The sequence below is a fragment of the Rhodococcus sp. 06-221-2 genome, from assembly GCF_002258365.1.
Classification (GTDB): Bacteria; Actinomycetota; Actinomycetes; order Mycobacteriales; family Mycobacteriaceae; genus Rhodococcoides; species Rhodococcoides fascians.
Map to the genome: position 1 here is coordinate 19,372 of NZ_NOYJ01000018.1, position 19,403 is coordinate 38,774.

The window sequence follows — 19,403 nt, forward strand, 5'->3', positions numbered from 1 at the left end:
TGGGGTCGGCCCGACACGCCGTACCCTGTTGCCATGCCTTGGTTGACGGTGGATGGATCGCTTCTGCCCGTGGACGGCTTCTCGGCACTCGAAGTCGCGGCGGCGTCGCCGCAGGCGGTGCCGGCCGAAACCGAGGCCGTTGCTGCCGACGAAGCGCACGACACTCCGTGGGTCACCATCGTGTGGGACGACCCGGTCAACTTGATGCACTACGTCACCTACGTGTTCCAGAAGCTCTTCGGCTACAGCAAGGCCAAGGCCACCGAGTTGATGATGCAGGTGCACTCCGAGGGCAAGGCGGTCGTGTCGAGCGGCGAGCGCGATGCGATGGAGAACGACGTCAAAAGGCTGCACGCGGCGGGCCTGTGGGCCACCATGCAGCAGGACAAGTAGTCAGCAGTTCGCCACCTCTACGTCAGAGAAGGACATCACCGACAGTGCGCACGTGGACGAGACGGAATTCGTTGTCCGGGGTCAAGATCAAGTCCGAGATCGACGCTCGTGAGGCGGCGGTGCTCAAGTCCCTGGTCGCATCCGTTCTCGGCCTGCTACGCGATCGTTCCGCCGCGGCACCCACCGACGAGCTCGCTGCGCTGACCGGGCTGCGTACCGGCCACAACAGCCCGCCGGACGATGCAGCGCTGGCTCGGCTGCTGCCGGACTTCCACCGCGCCGATCCCGAACACGACGATCAGGATCCGGCCGATCTGAACGGTGCCCTCCGCGGGTTGCACGAGCCCGAGATCATCGACGAGAAGTTGGCTGCCGGGGCAGTGATCCTCGCGACCCTGCCCGATTCCGGCGGAAAGATCGTGCTCACCCAGGAACAGGCCGACGCGTGGTTGACGGGTCTCAACGACGTGAGGCTGGCGCTCGGGACCACACTGGGCATCAGTGCGGACACTCCTGACGTACTCGACGAGGGCGATCCTCGTGCTCCCCATCTGGACGTGTACCACTGGTTGACCTGGATGCAGGATTCCCTCGTCCAGGTCCTCGTTCCCTAGGGTGCCGACGTGACCGCAACCTTCTCGAAACCCGGCCCCCGGGACTGCTTGACCGATGTGGCAGGTCTGTTGGTCGGCCATCATCACGAACTCGACGACGACGCCGCGATGGGGTTCGGTTCGGCCACCGGCTGCACTGTGGTGCGCGTTCTCGGTGGGGCGACGGCGGCCGTCGACGTGCGAGGCGGCGGACCGGGAACACGCGAGACCGATCTGCTCGATCCGAGCCATTCCGTTCAGCAGGTCGACGCGATCCTGTTGACCGCGGGCAGTGCGTACGGGCTTGCGGCCGCCGACGGCGTCATGCGGTGGCTCGAAGAGCACGAACAAGGCATCCTGATGGGCAGTCCGGCTCACGTCGTGCCGATCGTGCCGGCTGCGGTGATCTTCGACCTTCCGGTCGGCGACTGGGCCGCGCGCCCCACCGCGGAGTTCGGCTACCGTGCTGCGGCCACGGCGGCGACCGAGTTCGCGACGGGATCGGTCGGGGCAGGAGTCGGTGCTCGCGCCGGCGTGCTCAAAGGTGGGGTGGGCACCGCGAGCACGGTGATCGAGGGCGGTCCGGCCGACGGAGTGACGGTCTCGGCGCTGATGGTCGTCAACCCTGTGGGCGCGGTGTTCGATCCGCGCACCGGGTTGTTGTGGGGCACCGGCACACTGGGGCCCGCGGAATTCGGCATGCGCAGTCCCGACGTCGACGAGGTGCGGACCGCGGCGGCGCTCGAACCCAAGGCCACAGCTCTGAACACCACGATCGGCGTGGTTGCGACGGATGCGCCGCTGTCGTCGGCGTCGTGCAAGCGAATAGCCGTCGCGGGTCACGACGGACTCGCGCGGGCCATCAGACCTGCGCACTCGCCACTCGACGGTGACACCGTCTTCGCCGTGTCCACGGGTACCAGGGCCGTCACCGCCGAGTCCTCTGTGCCCGCAGCATTCTCCCCGGAACTACCGGTACTGGCCGCGGTCACCGAAGCCGCGGCGATCGTCGTCGAGCGAGCCATCGTCCGGGCCCTGATCGACGCCACCTCGGTGGCCGGCATCCCCACCTATCGCCAGATCTTCCCCTCCGCATTCACGGCATCGCGTCTCTGACCGGCAGGTAGCCGCTACCGGTACCGTGGAGAGACCGAGGTTGGAGGCGATCATGAGTGAGACCGGCAAGCTTCCCGGTGAGCGAGAGCGGCCCGCGTGGATGCAGGCAGCCGTCTTCGTCGGAGGATTCGTGGCGCTGCTGTGGATCATCGAGATCATCGACGTCGCGAGCGGTTCACGGCTCGAGCAGAACGGTATCGAGCCTCGTTCCGCCGACGGCTTGTGGGGCATCCTGTTCGCGCCCGTGCTGCACGACGACTGGCAGCACCTGATCGCCAACACGGTTCCCCTGATCGTGCTCGGATTCCTGGTGTTGCTCTCGGGCATCGCGCGTGGTCTGGCTGCCACCGGGATCGTCTGGGTGATCGGCGGCGTAGGTACCTGGCTCACGGCCGGCACCTACAGCAACACGATCGGCGCGTCGATTCTGATCTTCGGCTTCATCACGTACCTGCTCGTTCGTGGATTCTTCACCCGCCACCTCGGCCAGCTCGCGATCGGGGTCGTGGTGTTCGTGCTGTACGGCAGCGCGCTGTGGGGCGTGCTGCCGAGCGATCCGAGCATCTCCTGGCAGGGTCATCTGTTCGGCGCGGTGGGTGGGGTCGTCGCGGCTCGACTGCTGTCCGCCGACGCTCGGGCCGACAGAGCGCGCGCCAGAGCACTCGATCGTCCCACTCCGTAGGCGGTAGGTAACCGCGAGCACAGCTGTGTTCGGGCGTGAAATTCGCCGACTCGCGCGGTCAATACTGCCCGAACGTTTCGAGTGACGCGCTCGGCGTGGCAGCATGGCTTACATGCGAATTACCGTCCTGGGATGTTCGGGCAGTGTGTCCGGACCCGATTCACCCGCGTCGGGCTACCTCCTGGAAGAAGAGGAGACCGCGCCGGTCGTTCTCGATTTCGGGCCCGGCGTCCTCGGGGCGTTGCAGCGTTATGTCGATCCGGGTGACGTGAGCGTTCTGCTTTCGCATCTGCACGCCGATCACTGCCTCGATGTTCCCGGTCTGCTCGTGTGGCGTCGCTACCATCCGAACCCGCCGGAAGGGCGCGCGATCGTCTACGGACCGAAGGACACTGCGTTTCGGCTCGGAGTGGCGTCGGCCGAGTGCGGCGGTCAGATCGACGACATGTCCGACACCATCGATCTACGCCGCTGGGTGGACGGCCGGACCATCGAATTCGGACAGCTGTCGATTCTGACCCGGCAGGTGTTCCATCCCCCGGAGTCGTACGGCATGCGGGTCACCACCGGCGGCGGAAAGACATTCGCGTACAGCGGCGACACCGGTATGTGCCAGGCGGTGCAGGATCTGGCTCAGGGTGCCGATGTCTTTCTCTGCGAGGCGTCGTGGACCGACAGCCCGGATCGGCCCGAGGGCGTCCACCTGTCCGGTATCGAGGCCGGTCGCATCGCTCGGGAAGCCGGAGTGGGGGAGCTGCTGCTGACCCACATTCCGCCCTGGACGTCTCGCGAGGATGTCATAGCCGAGGCGAAGGCAGAGTTCAGCGGACCGGTGCATGCCGTCGAGCCAGGGGACGCCTTCACCGTATGACGACGCGCTAGGCTTCGAGTCGTGTGCAGACGAGAAGACGGCAGAGCGGACGACGAGCTCCGCACCATCAAGATCACCCGCGGATTCACCACTCACCCGGCAGGGTCGGTGCTGGTCGAATTCGGCAACACCAGGGTGATGTGCACGGCCAGCGTCGAGGAGGGCGTACCGCGCTGGCGGAAGGGATCCGGCCTCGGCTGGCTCACCGCCGAGTACGCAATGCTTCCCGCTGCCACCCACACGCGTAACGGACGCGAGTCCGTCAAGGGCAAGGTCGGCGGCCGCACTCAGGAGATCTCCCGACTGGTCGGACGCTCACTGCGCGCGTGCATCGATCTGGCAGCGATCGGCGAGAACACGATCGCCCTCGACTGCGACGTGTTGCAGGCCGACGGCGGCACCCGTACTGCTGCCGTGACCGGAGCGTTCGTGGCTCTCAGTGACGCTGTCACCTACCTACGAGCAGCCGGACGCCTGGCCGACCCGCAGCCGATCTCGTGCATGATCGCCGCGGTCAGTGTCGGCGTCGTCGACGGCCGGGTGCGACTCGACCTTCCGTACGAAGAGGATTCGCGAGCCGAGGTCGACATGAACGTCGTTGCGACCGACACCGGAACTCTGGTGGAGATCCAGGGAACCGGCGAGGGCGCGACCTTCCCGCGCACGACCCTCGACAAGCTCCTCGACTCGGCGTTCGTCGGTATCGACAAGCTGTTCGAGGTGCAGAGGGAGGCGCTGGCGTTGCCGTACCCGGGGGATCTGCCCGAGCCTGCCACCGCAGAAACGAAGAAGAAGTTCGGTGCCTGACACCAAGCTGCTGGTAGCCAGTCGTAACGCGAAGAAGCTGCGCGAGCTGCGCCGGGTGCTCGATGCCGCCGGCCTCATGGGTATCGAGTTGGTCGGTCTCGACGAGGTGCCGCCGTTTCCCGAGGCACCCGAAACCGGAGCGACGTTCGAGGACAACGCGGCGGCCAAAGCGCGCGACGGTGCGGCGGCAACCGGGTTGCCTTGCGTCGCCGATGATTCCGGAATCGAAATCGACGCATTGAATGGAATGCCCGGTGTGCTCTCCGCGCGCTGGTCCGGAACTCACGGGCAGGACGAGGCCAACACGGCGCTCGTGCTGGCGCAGCTGAGCGATACCCCCGACGAACGACGCGGGGCGGCTTTTGTGTCGGCGTGTGCGTTGGTGGTCCCGGGCGGAGCCGAGACCGTCGTTCGCGGCGAGTGGCGCGGCGTTGTAGCGCGAGAGCCGTTGGGGGAGAACGGATTCGGATACGATCCGATCTTCGTGCCGGAGGGGGACGGCCGCAGTGCCGCGCAGTTGGCTCCGGACGAAAAGGACGCGGCCTCTCATCGCGGCCGCGCGCTCCGCAAGCTGGTTCCTGCTCTCGAAGCGTTGACAGGGCGATAGTCGTGGCGGCGCGGGCAGTGTTGACGAGAACCACGGTCGTGCTCGCTGCCGCTGCCCTGTGTTCGGTGGGAACCCCCGCTTCGGCAGCGCCGGTCGCGGGATCGTTCGCCGAGGCCTTGGTCTACTCGGTGGCCCATCCAGGTGCGACGCCGGCGGGCGCGAACGATTACTCGTGCGTTCCCAGCGCTCGACATCCCGAACCGGTCATCCTGGTACACGGGTTCCTGGAGAACTCCTACGCGAACTGGTCGTCGCTGTCACCGGCCCTGGTCGACGCCGGATACTGCGTGTTCGCACTCGACTACGGCAACACCGGGCCGGTGCCCGGGTTGGGAGCGCTGGGAACGATTCCCGAGAGTGCCGCGGAGTTGTCCACGTTCGTCGATTCCGTCCTCGAGTCGACTGGCTCATCGAGGGTGTCGATCGTGGGCCACTCGAAGGGCGGCACGGTGCCGCGCTACTACGCCCGCTTTCTCGGCGGTGATCGCACCGTCTCGCGCATAGTGGCGCTGTCTCCGCCGAACTATCCGACCGCCGGTCCACCTGTGCAGGGCGACGTGCTCGAGCGGTTGAACAAGGGCAGCGACACGGTCGCGGGGATCGATTACACGACGATCGTGACTCGATACGACCAGGTTGTCGTTCCATACACGGCGTCGCTCCTCACCGGTTCGGGAAATACGAACGTGGTGCTGCAGGACGTATGCCCCGGCAATGTCGTCGAACACACAGGAATCTCGTACGATCCGCTGGCGCAGCGGCTGGTGGAGAACGCGCTGGATCCGGAGAACGCACAGCCGATCACCTGCTGACGTCAGACGCCGAAGTCGGCCTTGACCTGCTTGGTGCGCTTGTGTTCGACGTAGAACGACAGGAACGGAACAGTTCCGGCGAGCAGGGTGCCGATGGTCCGACCGGCCGGCCACCGCACCTTGATGGCAAGGTCGATCGTCAGGATCAGGTATACTAGGTAAACCCAACCGTGCACTACCGCAATCCAGTTGGGCACATTCTCGACCTTGAAAATGTACTTCGCGACCATTTCGGTCACGAGGACGAGCAACCAGATACCGGTGACGTAGGCGAGCACGCGATAGCGCAGCAGCGCCGACGCAATCTTCCGAGTCTTGTTGGTGGACGCCTTGGTCTTGTCCGGTGCCGAACTCACGTGGTGCTCCTGTCGGTCCCGCGGGATTCGTTCAGCTCCGCGAGGTAGCTGTTGTACTCGAGAAGTTGCCTGGCCTCGGGGTCGTCCAGATCGCCGACGTCGGGGTCTGCCACGCGGCGCTGGGGGAGCAGATCGAGAGGGACCTCGGTCGGTCCGTCGGGCTGCCCGGCGTCGGGCTCGTCCTGGTCCTCGTCTTCGAGGCGGACGAACTTGCGGTAGGCGTAGACGACGAACGCCGCGAACAAGGGCCACTGGAACGCGTAGCCGAGGTTCTGGCCGTTACCGCCGACCGCCTCGAAGCGTTCCCACTGCCACCAGCCGAGACCGAGACATACCGCCGCGGACACGATCACCAGCGCAATGAGCGCGGGTCGACGCTTCGGGCGGGATGAGGTCACCACTCGACGGTACCGGAGCGACTACTACCGAAGGTAGTCACATCGGGTGGTCGGCCGGTGATTCTCACCATGGACGAGCCGGGTGCGACTCACGACCGACGACGGTTCGCCCGTGCTTCGGCAAGTTGCTCGGCACCCGGGCCGGTGATGTCGGCGAGAGCGCTGCTGCGCCCCGTCAGCACCAACGCCAGGGTGCCCGCCGATCCTTCGACGACGGGGCCCTCGCCCCGACTCCAGTCCAGATCGGTTGCGCGCCACTGCAGTCGAAGATCGGGTCCTTTGAACGGTGCCGCACCGCTTTCCGGCACCAGGAAGTCGAGCATCGTAACCATGCGGTGCTCGGGAACGTGGTGCTCGATTCCCAGCGGCCTGCACACATCGAGCCCGTGCACGATGACGTCGGACAACGGGGCCAGCGGACCGTGGCCCGGCGGGGTGAACTTCTTGTCTGCGTGAGCTGTCAGGAGCGCGGGCAATTCGTCGCCGTGCTTGCGCTTGATTCGCTGGGTCATCATCTGATTGGCCCGGTCGAAGTTCCCTCGAGTGCGCACCATGGCGAGTCCGAACTGCCAGAGCGGGACGATCAAGGGCACCACGAGATGGGCGGCGACGTCGCGGACCGTCCAGGCGTCGCACAGCGATGGGGTGTCCCACTGTTCGGGTGTCAAGGTGTCGAAAGTGCATGCGAGGGAGCGTCGTTCGTCGGAAGTTTCGGCGAAGATCGCGTCGTCATCGAGATCGCTGGACATACGAGCCACCTTTACACGTTGAAACCGGTAGAGCTGGGAGTCTCGAGAAAAGCCGGGTCGAACGACCGTTGTGCGCGAGGGGGGACTTGAACCCCCACGTCCTGAGACACTGGAACCTAAATCCAGCGCGTCTGCCAATTCCGCCACTCGCGCGTGCCGGTGAAGTCTACAACCGATGCTGCTGTGCGTGCGACGCGGTTCTTCGAGCCACGTCGACGTCCGATTAGGCTCGCCGGGTGGTGAAGAAGGAGAACTCGTTCGATCCGGCGCGCATCCTCGAACTGCTGTGGCGGGTCGACGCGAAACCGAGCCGAACCGGCCTGAGCGTCGACGCGATCGTCGACGCGGCCATCGAGATGGCCGATGCGAACGGGTTGGAGTCGGTGTCGATGCGCAATGTGGCCGAGCATCTCGGGGTCGGTGCGATGTCGCTGTACACCCACGTGCCGGGGCGTCAAGAGTTGACGGACCTGATGATCGATCGGTCCCTGGCAGATCTGTATGCACACGTCGACGAGCCGGCATCGGTTCCCGGTGGGTGGCGGCCCGCGTTGCGATTCGTTGCCGAGCGCAATTGGGAACTCTATCAACGACATTCGTGGCTGCTCGACGCCGTCGGTGCGCGTCCGGTGCTCGGTCCGCACACCAACGACAAGTACGAGGCAGAGCTGCGCACCCTCGTCGGTACCGGGCTCGGTGACGTCGAGATCGATTCGGTGTTGACACTGGTTCTCACTCACGTCTCGGGGACCGCGAGAGCCTCGGCCGCGGTCGATCGGGTGAAGAAGCAGTCGGGGATGTCCGACGCTCAGTGGTGGGCGGCTACCGCACCCGTCATCGAGCGGGTGATGACGCGCGAGCGTTTTCCGGTGTCGTCCCGCATCGGGACGGCCGCGGCGACGTCGTACGACGCCGCCAGCGACCCCGTGCATGCCTATCGTTTCGGTGTGGAGTGCATCCTCGATGGCGTCGAGGTGATGATCTCGCAGAGGTGATGATTTCGCAGAGGTGATGATCTCGCAGAGTCAGCTCGCCGATCGGAGCGCAGCCTCGGAGTGACGCTGCGGCGGCCTGCGCAGCTTGTGCTGGTAACGCCAGAGCGCGTGCTCGAGCGAGGCGAGATCGACGTGGAGTGCGTCCGCTACGGCGTCGAGAATCACGGGGGAGCGCTCCTCGGCGATGTCGGCGGCCAGGTCTCGATGGAGTGGTTCGAGAGCGTCGGCAACGAACGCGGTCAGATGTGCGGTCGCCTTGTCGGTGCGTACGCCCAGATGCATGAGCATGCACTCCCAGGTGGTCTCGCCGAGGCCAGGGATCGCGCGGAACGCATCGAAATGTTCCTTCGTGTGCTGCTCGAAATCGGTCGAACGGCTCAACCCCACCGAGATCAACGTCTGTGCCGCCACGGCTGCTGCCGCCGCCTTGGTTCGGCTGTTTCCTGGAACGAGCTGACGGTTGCACAGGATCTGCACGAGCTGATCCGGATCCGAAGTCAGTTCTGCAAGGGTTGTCAAGTCGTCGAGTCGGTTATCGCCTCGGTGTGACCGCCACCGTCCGATGACCGCTCGCACCCCACTGGTCGGTCCTCCATAAGGAGCGCGCGCGGAGAAGATCGCGTCGAGTAGCGCCGCCTCGGATTCGCCGCGCCACCCCGGTGTCCAGTGCGGTGAATTCGATTGCAAGGCACACGATTCGATGTGCAATAGCATTGCTTCGAGCTCGCCCGTCGTGCAAGTGTCCGTAACCGATGAATACATGAATTCCCCCCGGAGTTCGTCGACCGCCCTATCGGATGCGGTTCGTAGGAGAAAGCTAGACGACCCCACCGACAGGTCACCGGACGCTCGTGGAGTGCTCGAGATCACATCACAAAAAGATAACGAAAAATGCGAGGGTTCCCTCATGTTTCGCCGTCGCCGCCGAGTCTCCCGCCAGGGTCGATGCGGGTTACTCGCGAGTTGGGTAAACAAAAAGTAAAGGCGCTTGCGCGGACGTACTCGCTGGTAGCACTCGGACGTCCGAACAAACCTGAGGATTTCCTCATGATTTTGTGTCAACCTGGAGCAGCGCGAAGGAGACCTGTCGACGAAGACAGGCTCACGCTTTGCCCTGTTGCCCACGACGCACCACGGCAGTCATCACAGCGAACGCCTCGACCCCCCGAGACGTCCACGAGAGGAATCTTCAGCCTTGACGATCAACGAGAGCACACCATCACACGGACGCGGCTCGCGAAGCACAGGCAACGCAGGCAAAGCCCCTAGAAGCAGTGGCGGCTCTCGGACTCTGGCAGATCGATTCGCCGCGGGCGAGCCGTACGCCCTGGCGTTCGGTGGTCAGGGTGCGCCCTGGCTGAGTTCGCTCGAAGAGCTCGCGCGCGATTCCGCACTCGAGCCCGAACTGACCGATCTCGTCAACGAGGCCGCAGCAGTGCTCGCGCCCGTGTCCGACGAGCTGCTGGTCGTCCGCTCGGTCGGCTTCGACCCGATCGGTTGGATGCTCGAGCAGGACCTCGCCGACGACGACACCGCCGGCTCCTACGGGCCCTCCGAAGCGGCACTGACCTCGGCTGCGGTGTCTCTGCCGGGCGTCTTCCTCACTCAGGTCGCCGCGTTGCGCGCGCTGAAGCTGCAGGGCCTCGACCCCGCCCAGACCCCGCCGGTCAAGGTGGTCGGACACTCGCAGGGCCTCATCGCCGCCGAGTCCGTCGCCGCGGACGGCGCACAGGACGCCAACTTCCTGGCCATCGCGCAGTTGGTCGGTGCTGCTGCCGGACTCGTCGGACGTCGCCGCGGCATCATCGGTGCCGGTGACCGTGCGCCGATGGTCTCGGTCGGCAACGTCGAGCCCGAACGTCTGCAGGCGATCGTCGACGAGCTCGAGATACCGCGAGCACCCGAACGCTCCGCTGCTCTGGCCATCCGCAACGGTCGTCGCCGCGTCGTGCTGTCCGGGCCGCCGGCTCAGTTGGCTCGCGTGCAGGAGAAGTGCGAGCAGATCGCGGCTCGGGAAGAACGTGAGCGCGATGCCAAGAAGCGCGGCGGCGCGGTGTTCGCACCCGTCTTCGAGCAGCTCCCGGTCGAGATCGGCTTCCATCACCCCGCATTGAACGACGCCGTGGAGCTCGTCGACGCCTGGGCGCAGCGTTGCGGTCTCGACGCCGCCCTGGCCCGCGAACTGGCGCAGAAGATCCTCGTCGATTCCGTGGACTGGGTCGACGCCATCGACGGTGTCGTCGAGGCCGGCGCGGACTGGATCCTCGACCTCGGACCCGGTGACCTCCTCACCCGCATGACCACCCCGGCGCTGCGTGGACAGGGCGTCGGCATCATCGCGGCATCCTCACGCGGCGGCCACCGCAATCTGCTCACTCCAGGAGCCGCACCCGAGGTGCAGCCGGCATGGTCGGCATTCGCACCCAAGCCCGTGACGCTCCCCGACGGCCGCGTCGTCGTCGAGACCTCCTTCACCAAGATGACCGGACGTTCGCCGATCCTGCTCGCCGGCATGACGCCGACGACGGTCGACGCGAAGATCGTCGCGGCCGCAGCCAACGCAGGCCACTGGGCCGAGCTCGCCGGTGGCGGCCAGGTCACCGAGGACATCTTCACCGACCGCGTCGCCGAGCTCTCCACGTTGCTCGAGCCCGGCCGCGCCATCCAGTTCAACTCGCTCTTCCTCGACCCGTACCTGTGGAAGCTGCAGCTCGGCGGTCGCCGCATCGTGCAGCGGGCCCGTGCAGCGGGTGCGGCCATCGACGGCGTCGTCGTCACAGCAGGCATCCCCGAACTGGACGAGGCAGTGGCTCTCATCGAGGAGCTCTCCGAGGCCGGCATCAGCTACGTCTCGTTCAAGCCGGGAACCGTCGCGCAGATTCGCGCCGTGATCCGCATCGCCAACGAGGTTCCGACCTACCAGGTCAACGTCCATATCGAGGGTGGCCGCGCAGGCGGACACCACTCGTGGGAAGACCTCGATGACCTGCTGCTGACCACCTACGCCGAGCTCCGCTCGCGCCCCAACCTGGTGATCTGCGTCGGCGGCGGTATCGGAACACCCGAGCGGGCCGCGGACTACCTGACCGGAACCTGGTCTGCCGTGCACGGATACCCGAAGATGCCTCTCGACGGCATCCTCGTCGGTACCGCTGCGATGGCCACTCTGGAAGCCACGACGGCTCCCGAGGTCAAGCAGCTTCTCGTCGACACTCCGGGAACTCCCGACTGGGTCGGTGCCGGAACCGCCAACGGCGGAATGGCTTCGGGCCGCAGCCAGCTCGGTGCCGACATCCACGAGATCGACAACGCGGCATCACGTTGCGGTCGACTGCTCGACGAGGTTGCCGGTAACGCCGACGCCGTGGCCGAGCGCCGCGACGAGATCATCGCCGCACTCGACGGAACCGCGAAGCCGTTCTTCGGCGACGTCGCCGAGATGACCTACCAGCAGTGGCTGAGCCGCTACCTGGATCTGGCCATCGGAACGGACTCGCGCAGCGAATTCGATTGCGGCGGTGAGTTCACCGATGCCGTGACCGAGGCCCGTGAATCGGTGTGGCTCGACGTCACCTGGCGCACCCGTTTCCTCGAAATGCTGCAGCGCGCCGAGGCACGTCTGCACCCGGTCGATCGTGGCCCCATCCCCACCCTGTTCGCCGACGCCGAGGTACTCGAGCGTCCGCGCGCAGCACTGAAGTCACTGCTCGCTCAGTTCCCCGACGCCGGTGACGTGGTGCTGCACCCGGCCGACATCACCTTCTTCACCTCGCTGTGCCGCATGCCCGGCAAGCCCGTCAACTTCGTTCCCGTCGTCGACGGTGACGTGCGCCGCTGGTGGCGCAGTGACTCGCTGTGGCAGGCACACGACGCTCGCTACTCGGCCGATCAGGTCTGCATCATCCCCGGAACCGTTGCCGTCGCAGGTATCACTCGCGTCGACGAGCCGGTGGGCGAACTGCTGAACCGCTTCGAGAAGGCCACCGCGGACCAGCTTCTCGCCGAGGGTGTGGAGCCGGCGGCCATCGCCAGCCGACGCCACGCCGAGATCGCACCGGGACTGCTGGGCATCGTGCTGGCTGCTCCCGACGTCACGTGGGCCTCGCGCATGACGCAGAACCCCGTTGCACGCCTGGGAGATCCGGCCGACTGGACCGTCGACTCCGATACGGTCGCCTCGCATCCGCAGACCGGCTCCACGTTGACCGTGCTCGACACCGAGCACGTCGAACTGCTGGTCCCGCTCGCCCCGGGCAAGGAAGTACGCATCCGTCTGACGGTGCCCGCCTCCACCATCGACGGCGGCGCTCCGGTAGTCACCGCAGAGGATGCACAGCAGGCCATGTCGGCACTGCTCGGAGTCGCGGCAGGACAGGACCTTCCGACGGTCAAGAACGGTGTCGCGCGGCTGAACATCGCCTGGATCCCCGATCTGATCGCCGACCACGCCGGCGTCACCGGATCCGGACTGCCCGACACACTGACCGTCAGCGGCAAAGCCGTTCCCGACGTCCTCGTCGGTGCCTGCTGGCCCGCCGTCTTCGCCGTCCTCGGAGCGACGCGCAACGCCGAAGGCATCGACGTCATCGAAGGCATGCTCGACCTGGTGCACCTCGATCACAGCGTCAACCTCGTCGGTGAATTGCCCACCGACACTTCGATTCTCGTGGTCAAGGCCGCTGCAGGAGAGGTGCTCGACACCGATCTCGGTCGGGTCGTCGAGGTCACCGTCGAGATCGGTGCCATGCTCGGTGAGGGGCTCGACGCCCCGGCCGTCGCAACTCTGGTGGAGCGCTTCGCCATTCGTGGACGCACCGGCAAGGGCGAGTTGGTGGATCCGGCTCGCGCCGGCGGTTCGCTGAGCGCCGACGCCAAGGACACCCCGCGTCGTCGCCGTCGCCAGGCCACCATCGTGGCCCCGCGCAACATGGCCGCGTTCGCCCAGGTCTCGGGCGATCACAACCCGATTCACACCTCGGATGCCGCGGCGTTGCTCGCCGGCCTCGGTAGCCCGATCGTGCACGGCATGTGGCTCTCGGCTGCGGCGCAGCAGACCGTCACCGCAGTCGACCATGAGGACACCAAGACTCCTCCGCGTCGTCTCACTGCCTGGACTGCTCGTTTCCTCGGAATGGTCCGTCCCGGAGCGGAGATCGACGTTCGCGTCGACCGCACCGGATTCGATCAGGGTGCCGAACTGGTCGAGGTGTCCTGCCGAGTCGGCGGCGAACTGGTCATGGTCGCCACCGCACGCACCGCCGCGCCGAAGACCGTCTACGCGTTCCCCGGCCAGGGCATCCAGCGCCCGGGTATGGGACTGGACGCACGCGCTCGCTCCAAGGCCGCGCGTGAGATCTGGGAGCGAGCCGACAAGCACACCCGCAGCGCGCTCGGCTTCTCCATTCTCGCTGTCGTGCGCGACAATCCGACGTCGCTCAAGGCCCGCGGGGTCACGCACAAGCATCCCGACGGTGTGCTGCACCTGACGCAGTTCACCCAGGTTGCGATGGCCGTTCTCGGTGTCGCACAGGTTGCCGAACTGCGCGAATCCGGAGCGTTCGTGGAGAATTCGATTCTCGCCGGCCACTCGGTGGGTGAGTACAACGCTCTGGCCGCCGTTGCCGGTGTGCTCCCGCTCGAGGCCGTTCTCGAGGTCGTCTTCCAGCGTGGCTCGGCCATGCACGCACTCGTTCCCCGTGACGAGAACGGCCGCAGTGACTACCGTATGGCTGCCATCCGCCCGTCCCAGATCGGCCTGGCCGACGAGGACGTGCAGGGCTTCGTCGCCGGTGTCGCAGAAGAGTCCGGTGAGTTCCTCGAGATCGTCAACCTCAACTTGCGTGGCTCGCAGTACGCCATTGCAGGCACCGTTGCCGGCCTCGGTGAGCTCGAGAAGAAGATCGCCATTCGCCGGGCAGAGTTCGGCGGCAAGGCCGCCTACATCATGGTTCCGGGCATCGACGTGCCGTTCCACTCGACGGTTCTGCGCGGTGGAGTCGACGACTTCCGTAGCCGCCTCGAGACGCTGCTGCCCGAGCAGCTCGATCCCGCGATCCTGGTCGGTCGCTACATTCCGAACCTGGTGCCCAAGCCGTTCTCGCTCGACCGGGCCTTCGTTCAGGAAATCGCCGATCTCGTACCGTCCGAGCCGCTGAACACCGTTCTCGCGGAGTTCGATTCGTGGGCCGCACGGCCGAGCGATCTGTGCCGCGTGATCCTGACCGAATTGCTCGCATGGCAGTTCGCCAGCCCGGTCCGGTGGATCGAGACTCAGGATCTGCTCTTCGCAGACGAGTCCGACGGCGGTATGGGCGTCGAGCGTTTCGTCGAGATCGGGCTCGGTGCAACACCGACCGTGGCCAACCTCGCGTCGCAGACTCTCAAGCTGCCCGGCCGCTTCGGGCACCCGGTCGAGGTACTGAACCTCGAGCGCGAAGCCGCGATCGTCTACGGCACCGATACCGACCCGGCTCCGGCCGACGAGGACGAGGCAACACCCGCTCCCGAAACCGCTGCTCCGGCAGCAGCGGCCGCTCCGGCTGCAGCACCCGCTCCGGCCGCGGCACCGTCGGGTGGACCTCGTCCCGACGACATCGCGTTCGTCGCCGCCGACGCGACCAAGATCCTCATCGGACTGTGGACCAAACTGCAGCTCGATCAGATCGGGCCCGCCGACACCATCGAGGCACTGTGCGACGGCGTGTCCTCGCGTCGTAACCAGCTGCTCGTCGACCTCGGCTCCGAGCTCTCGCTCGGTGCCATCGACGGCGCAGCCGACGCCGACATGGGTGCGCTCTCGGGCACGGTCAACAAGCTGGCTCGTACCTACAAGCCGTTCGGCCCGGTGCTCAGCGACTCGATCAACGACCATCTCCGCAAGGTCTTCGGCCCCTCGGGACGACGCCCGGCCTCCATCGCCGATCGCGTCAAGAAGACCTGGGAACTGGGCGACGGCTGGGCGCACCACGTCACCGCCGAGGTCGCTCTGGGTACCCGTGACGGTGCCTCGGTCCGCGGCGGTGCACTCGGTGGCCTGGCCGACGGCGTTCTCGCCGACGGCACTGCCGTCGACAACGTTATCGACGCCGCGGTTGCTTCGGTTGCCGCTCGTCGCGGAATCGCAGTGTCCATGCCGCAGGCAGGTGGCGGGGCCGGCGGAACCGTCGACGCTGCTGCTCTGGGCGAGTTCACCGAGCACATCACCGGTCGCGACGGCGTTCTCGCCTCCGCAGCCCGGTTGGTGCTCGAGCAGCTCGGACTGGCGGACGCACCCAACGCGCTGCTGGCCGAGAACCCCGATGCTGCTCTGGTGGAGCTGGTTTCGGCCGAGCTCGGCTCCGACTGGCCTCGCCTGGTCGCTCCCGCGTTCGACGCCAAGCGCGCCGTGCTGATCGACGACCGGTGGGCCACCGCCCGTGAGGATCTGGCTCGGTTGTGGCTCGGTACCGCAGGTGATGTCGCTGTTGAGTCCTTCGCCGGTGCAGGCAATGCCGTTGCAGCACAGGCACAGTGGTGGAAGGCCAAGGCCGACTACGAGAACAAGGCCGTACTCGCCGATACCTTCGGACGCATCGCAGACATCGCGGTCGCATCCGAGGACAAGGGTCAGTGGGCCGACGACGTCGCAGTCGTCACCGGCGGCAGCAAGGGATCCATCGCCGCGGCAGTGACCGCTCAGTTGTTGGCCGGGGGAGCGACGGTCTTCGTCACCACCTCGCGGCTCGATGACGAGCGCCTGGGCTTCTACCGCTCGCTCTACCGCGACAACGCTCGCAACGGAGCGTCGCTGTGGGTGGTTCCGGCCAACATCGCGTCGTACACCGACGTCGATTCCCTCATCGAGTGGATCGGCAGTGACTACATCGACACTGCCGGTGGCGCAAAGACATTGGTCAAGGCAGCTGCCACTCCGACGATGCTGTTCCCGTTCGCAGCACCTCGGGTCATGGGCGAGATGTCCGACGCCGGAGCTCGCGCCGAAATGGAGATGCGCGTGCTGCTCTGGTCGGTCGAGCGTCTGATCACCGGACTGTCGAAGGTCGGCTACGACAACGACATCGACACTCATCTGCACGTGGTGCTCCCCGGATCGCCGAACCGCGGAATGTTCGGTGGCGACGGTGCCTACGGTGAGTCGAAGGCCGCACTCGATGCAGTCGTCGCGAAGTGGGGCTCGGAGAAGAACTGGGCCGAGCGGGTGTCCATCGCACACGCTCACATCGGGTGGGTTCGCGGAACCGGCCTGATGGGCGGCAACGATCCCATCGTCGAGGCCGTCGAAGCAGAAGGTGTCCGTACCTGGTCGACCGAGGAGATGGCGACCGAGCTGCTGCGGCTGTGCACCTTCGACGCACGTCGTCAGGCTGCGCAGGAGCCCATCGTCGCCGATCTGACGGGTGGCTTGGCCAACACCAAGCTCAACCTCGTCGAGCTTGCTCGCGACGCGGCCGCTGCTGCGGCCGAGAAAACCGAAGAGGCCGTGGACAGTTCGGTCATCGCCGCGCTGCCCGCACCTCCGCGACTCGCTCCTACGACCGCTCCGGCGTGGCCGACCCTCGATGTCGATCCGAAGGACCTGATCGTCATCGTCGGTGCAGGTGAGCTCGGACCTTACGGTTCGGCGCGTACTCGCTTCGAGATGGAGGTCGACGAGCAGCTCTCTGCCGCAGGCGTTCTCGAACTCGCGTGGAACACCGGCCTGATCGCCTGGGAGAACGATCCCAAGCCGGGCTGGTACGACATCGAGTCCGGTGACCTCGTTCCCGAGGAGGACATCGCCGACAAGTACCACGACATCGTGGTCGAGAAGTGCGGTATCCGCACGTACGGCGACGACGGCGCAATGGTCGGTAACACCGCTCCGCTGATGACCTCGATCTTCCTCGACAACGACCTCACGTTCGTCGTCGGAACCGAGATCGACGCACGGTCGTTCGCGGCTGCCGATCCCGAGCACACGCTGATCACACCGGTTCCCGATTCGAGCGACTGGCAGGTCACTCGCAAGGCGGGCACCGAGATTCGCGTTCCGCGCAAGATGAAGCTCACCCGTACCGTGGGTGGTCAGATTCCGACCGGATTCGATCCCACCAAGTGGGGCATCTCGCCCGACATGGCGAGTTCGGTGGATCGTGTTGCCCTGTGGAACATCGTCACTACGGTCGACGCCTTCATCTCCTCGGGCTTCAACCCGTCGGAACTGATGCGCTGGGTGCACCCGACGCTGGTCGCCAACACTCAGGGCACCGGCATGGGCGGCATGGAGTCCATGCGCTCGCTGTACATCGACACCCTGCTCGGCGATGCTCGTGCGAACGACATCCTGCAGGAGGCTCTGCCGAACGTCGTTGCTGCACACGTGGTTCAGTCGTACATCGGTAGCTACGGCGCGATGGTTCACCCCGTCGCCGCCTGCGCCACCGCGGCCGTCTCGGTCGAGGAGGGCGCCGACAAGATCAAGCTGGGCAAGGCGCAGCTCGTAGTCGCCGGCGGATTCGACGACCTGAGCACCGAAGGCATCATCGGCTTCGGCGACATGTCGGCCACCGCGGACTCGGCAGCGATGTCCGCCAAGGGAATCAGCGATCGACGCTTCTCCCGGGCAAACGACCGCAGGCGCGGAGGATTCGTCGAATCACACGGCGGCGGAACGATTCTGCTCGCTCGCGGCGATCTGGCACTCGAGATGGGCCTGCCCGTCCTCGGAGTGGTGGCCTACGCACAGTCGTACGGCGACGGAGTGCACACGTCGATCCCGGCTCCGGGACTCGGCGCACTCAGCGCCGGTCGCGGCGGCAGGGATTCGGCACTGGCGCTCTCGCTCAACGCACTCGGCGTCAGCGCAGACGACGTGGCCGTGATCTCCAAGCACGACACTTCGACTGCAGCCAACGACCCCAACGAGGCCGAGTTGCACACGCGCCTCGCCAAGGCCATCGGTCGTTCGGACGGCGCTCCGCTGTTCGTTGTCTCGCAGAAGTCCCTCACCGGGCACTCGAAGGGCGGAGCGGCTGCCTGGCAGCTGATCGGCCTGTGCCAGGTGTTGGCCAACGGCGTCATCCCGCCGAACCGCAGCCTCGACTGCGTCGACGACAAGATGACCGGTTTCGAGCACTTGGTGTGGGCTCGTGAGCCGCTGCGCTTCGGTGACTCGGTTCCGCTGAAGGCGGGTCTGCTCACCTCGCTCGGCTTCGGGCACGTGTCCGGACTCATCGCGCTGGTGCACCCGCAGGCATTCCTCGAGGCCGTTCCGGCCGAGCGGCGTGCGGAGTACATCGCGAAGGCGAACGAGCGTCGTATCGCCGGTCAGCGCAGGCTGATCTCCGCGATGGTGGGTGGCGACTCCCTCTACGAGCGGCCCGACGATCGACGACTGGGACATGACGGGACGCCGGCCAAGGCGTCACGCGAACTGGAGGCCAACGTGTTGCTCAACGAGTCCGCTCGCCTCGGCGAGGACGACGTCTACTCCTCCGGTCTGCCGGGTGCCATCTGATGGCAATCTTGGGAGTGGGTTTCGACCTGGTCACGGTGTCCGACTTCGCCGAGCAGATGGAAAAGGTCGGCACGACGATGATTCGCGACAGCTTCACCGCGGGCGAACGTCGGCACGCGGCGACCAAGAGCTCCGACCCGACGCGGCACTACGCAGCACGGTGGGCCGCCAAGGAAGCAGTTCTGAAAGCTTGGGCGACATCACGTTTCGCACGGCCGCCGCAGATCGGCGACAATCCGTACCCGTTGATCGAGGTCGTCAACGATGCGTGGGGTCGACCGTCCATCAAGCTGCACGGCATGGCACAGGAGTTTCTGCCGACGGTCAAGATTCACCTGTCGCTGACGCACGACGGCGATATCGCCGCCGCGGTGGCGATCCTGGAGGAGTAGCTCCGCGCTGAACGACGACGAAGGCCCGTCCGATCCACGGGCGGATTCTAGGGGTCCTCGCAACACCTGATGGTCAGATGCCTGTCAGTAGATCACGTAAACGCTCGGCTGGAGTTTTCCAGCCGAGCGTTTTGCGT

General features: G+C 66.1%; 15 protein-coding genes and 1 tRNA gene. 11 read left to right on the top strand and 5 right to left on the bottom strand.

Annotated features, from left to right (window positions below; genetic code table 11):
* Positions 1–33: 33 nt before the first annotated feature.
* The 8 genes from clpS to CH281_RS10220 all read left to right on the top strand — a co-directional run bounded on the left by clpS (position 34) and on the right by CH281_RS10220 (position 5,881).
* Positions 34–393: an ATP-dependent Clp protease adapter ClpS gene (gene clpS, locus CH281_RS10185; RefSeq protein ID WP_228139244.1), complete on the top strand. Its 360-nt coding sequence runs from the start codon at positions 34–36 to the stop codon at positions 391–393.
* A gap of 44 nt (positions 394–437) precedes the next feature.
* On the top strand, positions 438–1,007 hold the full coding sequence (aosR, locus tag CH281_RS10190; protein WP_027497669.1) for an oxidative stress transcriptional regulator AosR: 570 nt from the start codon (positions 438–440) through the stop codon (positions 1,005–1,007).
* A gap of 9 nt (positions 1,008–1,016) precedes the next feature.
* On the top strand, positions 1,017–2,102 hold the full coding sequence (locus CH281_RS10195) for a P1 family peptidase (RefSeq protein ID WP_032408342.1): 1,086 nt from the start codon (positions 1,017–1,019) through the stop codon (positions 2,100–2,102).
* 100 nt (positions 2,103–2,202) lie between these two features.
* Positions 2,203–2,784 carry a rhomboid family intramembrane serine protease gene (locus CH281_RS10200; RefSeq protein WP_371828161.1) on the top strand — a complete coding sequence of 194 codons (582 nt, stop codon included), beginning with the start codon at positions 2,203–2,205 and terminating at the stop codon, positions 2,782–2,784.
* Positions 2,785–2,896: 112 nt separating this feature from the next.
* Positions 2,897–3,655 (top strand): cyclic nucleotide-degrading phosphodiesterase, encoded by a 759-nt coding sequence (locus tag CH281_RS10205; protein ID WP_027497666.1) that lies wholly within the window; start codon positions 2,897–2,899, stop codon positions 3,653–3,655.
* A gap of 21 nt (positions 3,656–3,676) precedes the next feature.
* Entirely contained in the window at positions 3,677–4,462 is a 786-nt protein-coding gene (gene rph / locus CH281_RS10210; protein WP_032408341.1) for a ribonuclease PH, read from the top strand.
* The gene (rdgB, locus tag CH281_RS10215) at positions 4,455–5,069 is read left to right on the top strand and encodes an RdgB/HAM1 family non-canonical purine NTP pyrophosphatase (protein ID WP_032368388.1); all 615 of its coding nucleotides are present in this window, start codon (positions 4,455–4,457) and stop codon (positions 5,067–5,069) included. The genes rph and rdgB overlap by 8 nt, the downstream gene beginning before the upstream one ends.
* A 2-nt stretch (positions 5,070–5,071) precedes the next feature.
* Positions 5,072–5,881: an esterase/lipase family protein gene (locus CH281_RS10220; RefSeq protein WP_032374510.1), complete on the top strand. Its 810-nt coding sequence runs from the start codon at positions 5,072–5,074 to the stop codon at positions 5,879–5,881.
* A gap of 2 nt (positions 5,882–5,883) precedes the next feature.
* Here CH281_RS10220 and CH281_RS10225 read toward each other — a convergent pair whose 3' ends face one another.
* The 4 genes from CH281_RS10225 to CH281_RS10240 form a co-directional block, all read right to left on the bottom strand.
* The gene (locus CH281_RS10225) at positions 5,884–6,237 is read right to left on the bottom strand and encodes a DUF3817 domain-containing protein (protein WP_027497662.1); all 354 of its coding nucleotides are present in this window, start codon (positions 6,235–6,237) and stop codon (positions 5,884–5,886) included.
* On the bottom strand, positions 6,234–6,635 hold the full coding sequence (locus CH281_RS10230) for a glucitol operon activator (protein ID WP_032374595.1): 402 nt from the start codon (positions 6,633–6,635) through the stop codon (positions 6,234–6,236). Before CH281_RS10230 ends, CH281_RS10225 begins: the two co-directional genes overlap by 4 nt.
* Before the next feature lie 89 nt (positions 6,636–6,724).
* On the bottom strand, positions 6,725–7,384 hold the full coding sequence (locus CH281_RS10235; RefSeq protein WP_094694074.1) for a maleylpyruvate isomerase family mycothiol-dependent enzyme: 660 nt from the start codon (positions 7,382–7,384) through the stop codon (positions 6,725–6,727).
* Between the two features lie 71 nt (positions 7,385–7,455).
* Positions 7,456–7,537, bottom strand: a tRNA-Leu gene (locus CH281_RS10240).
* 83 nt (positions 7,538–7,620) lie between these two features.
* Here CH281_RS10240 and CH281_RS10245 point away from each other — a divergent pair.
* The gene (locus CH281_RS10245) at positions 7,621–8,379 is read left to right on the top strand and encodes a TetR/AcrR family transcriptional regulator (RefSeq protein ID WP_032408338.1); all 759 of its coding nucleotides are present in this window, start codon (positions 7,621–7,623) and stop codon (positions 8,377–8,379) included.
* Positions 8,380–8,409: 30 nt separating this feature from the next.
* Here the strand turns inward: CH281_RS10245 and CH281_RS10250 are convergent, their stop codons facing one another.
* On the bottom strand, positions 8,410–8,898 hold the full coding sequence (locus CH281_RS10250) for a hypothetical protein (protein WP_143544786.1): 489 nt from the start codon (positions 8,896–8,898) through the stop codon (positions 8,410–8,412).
* A gap of 676 nt (positions 8,899–9,574) precedes the next feature.
* Between CH281_RS10250 and CH281_RS10255 the strand changes: the two genes are divergently transcribed.
* Entirely contained in the window at positions 9,575–18,874 is a 9,300-nt protein-coding gene (locus CH281_RS10255; RefSeq protein WP_094694072.1) for a type I polyketide synthase, read from the top strand.
* Positions 18,874–19,266, top strand: coding sequence for a holo-ACP synthase AcpS (gene acpS, locus CH281_RS10260; RefSeq protein ID WP_008715184.1), 393 nt, complete (start codon positions 18,874–18,876; stop codon positions 19,264–19,266). The genes CH281_RS10255 and acpS overlap by 1 nt, the downstream gene beginning before the upstream one ends.
* Positions 19,267–19,403 lie beyond the last annotated feature (137 nt).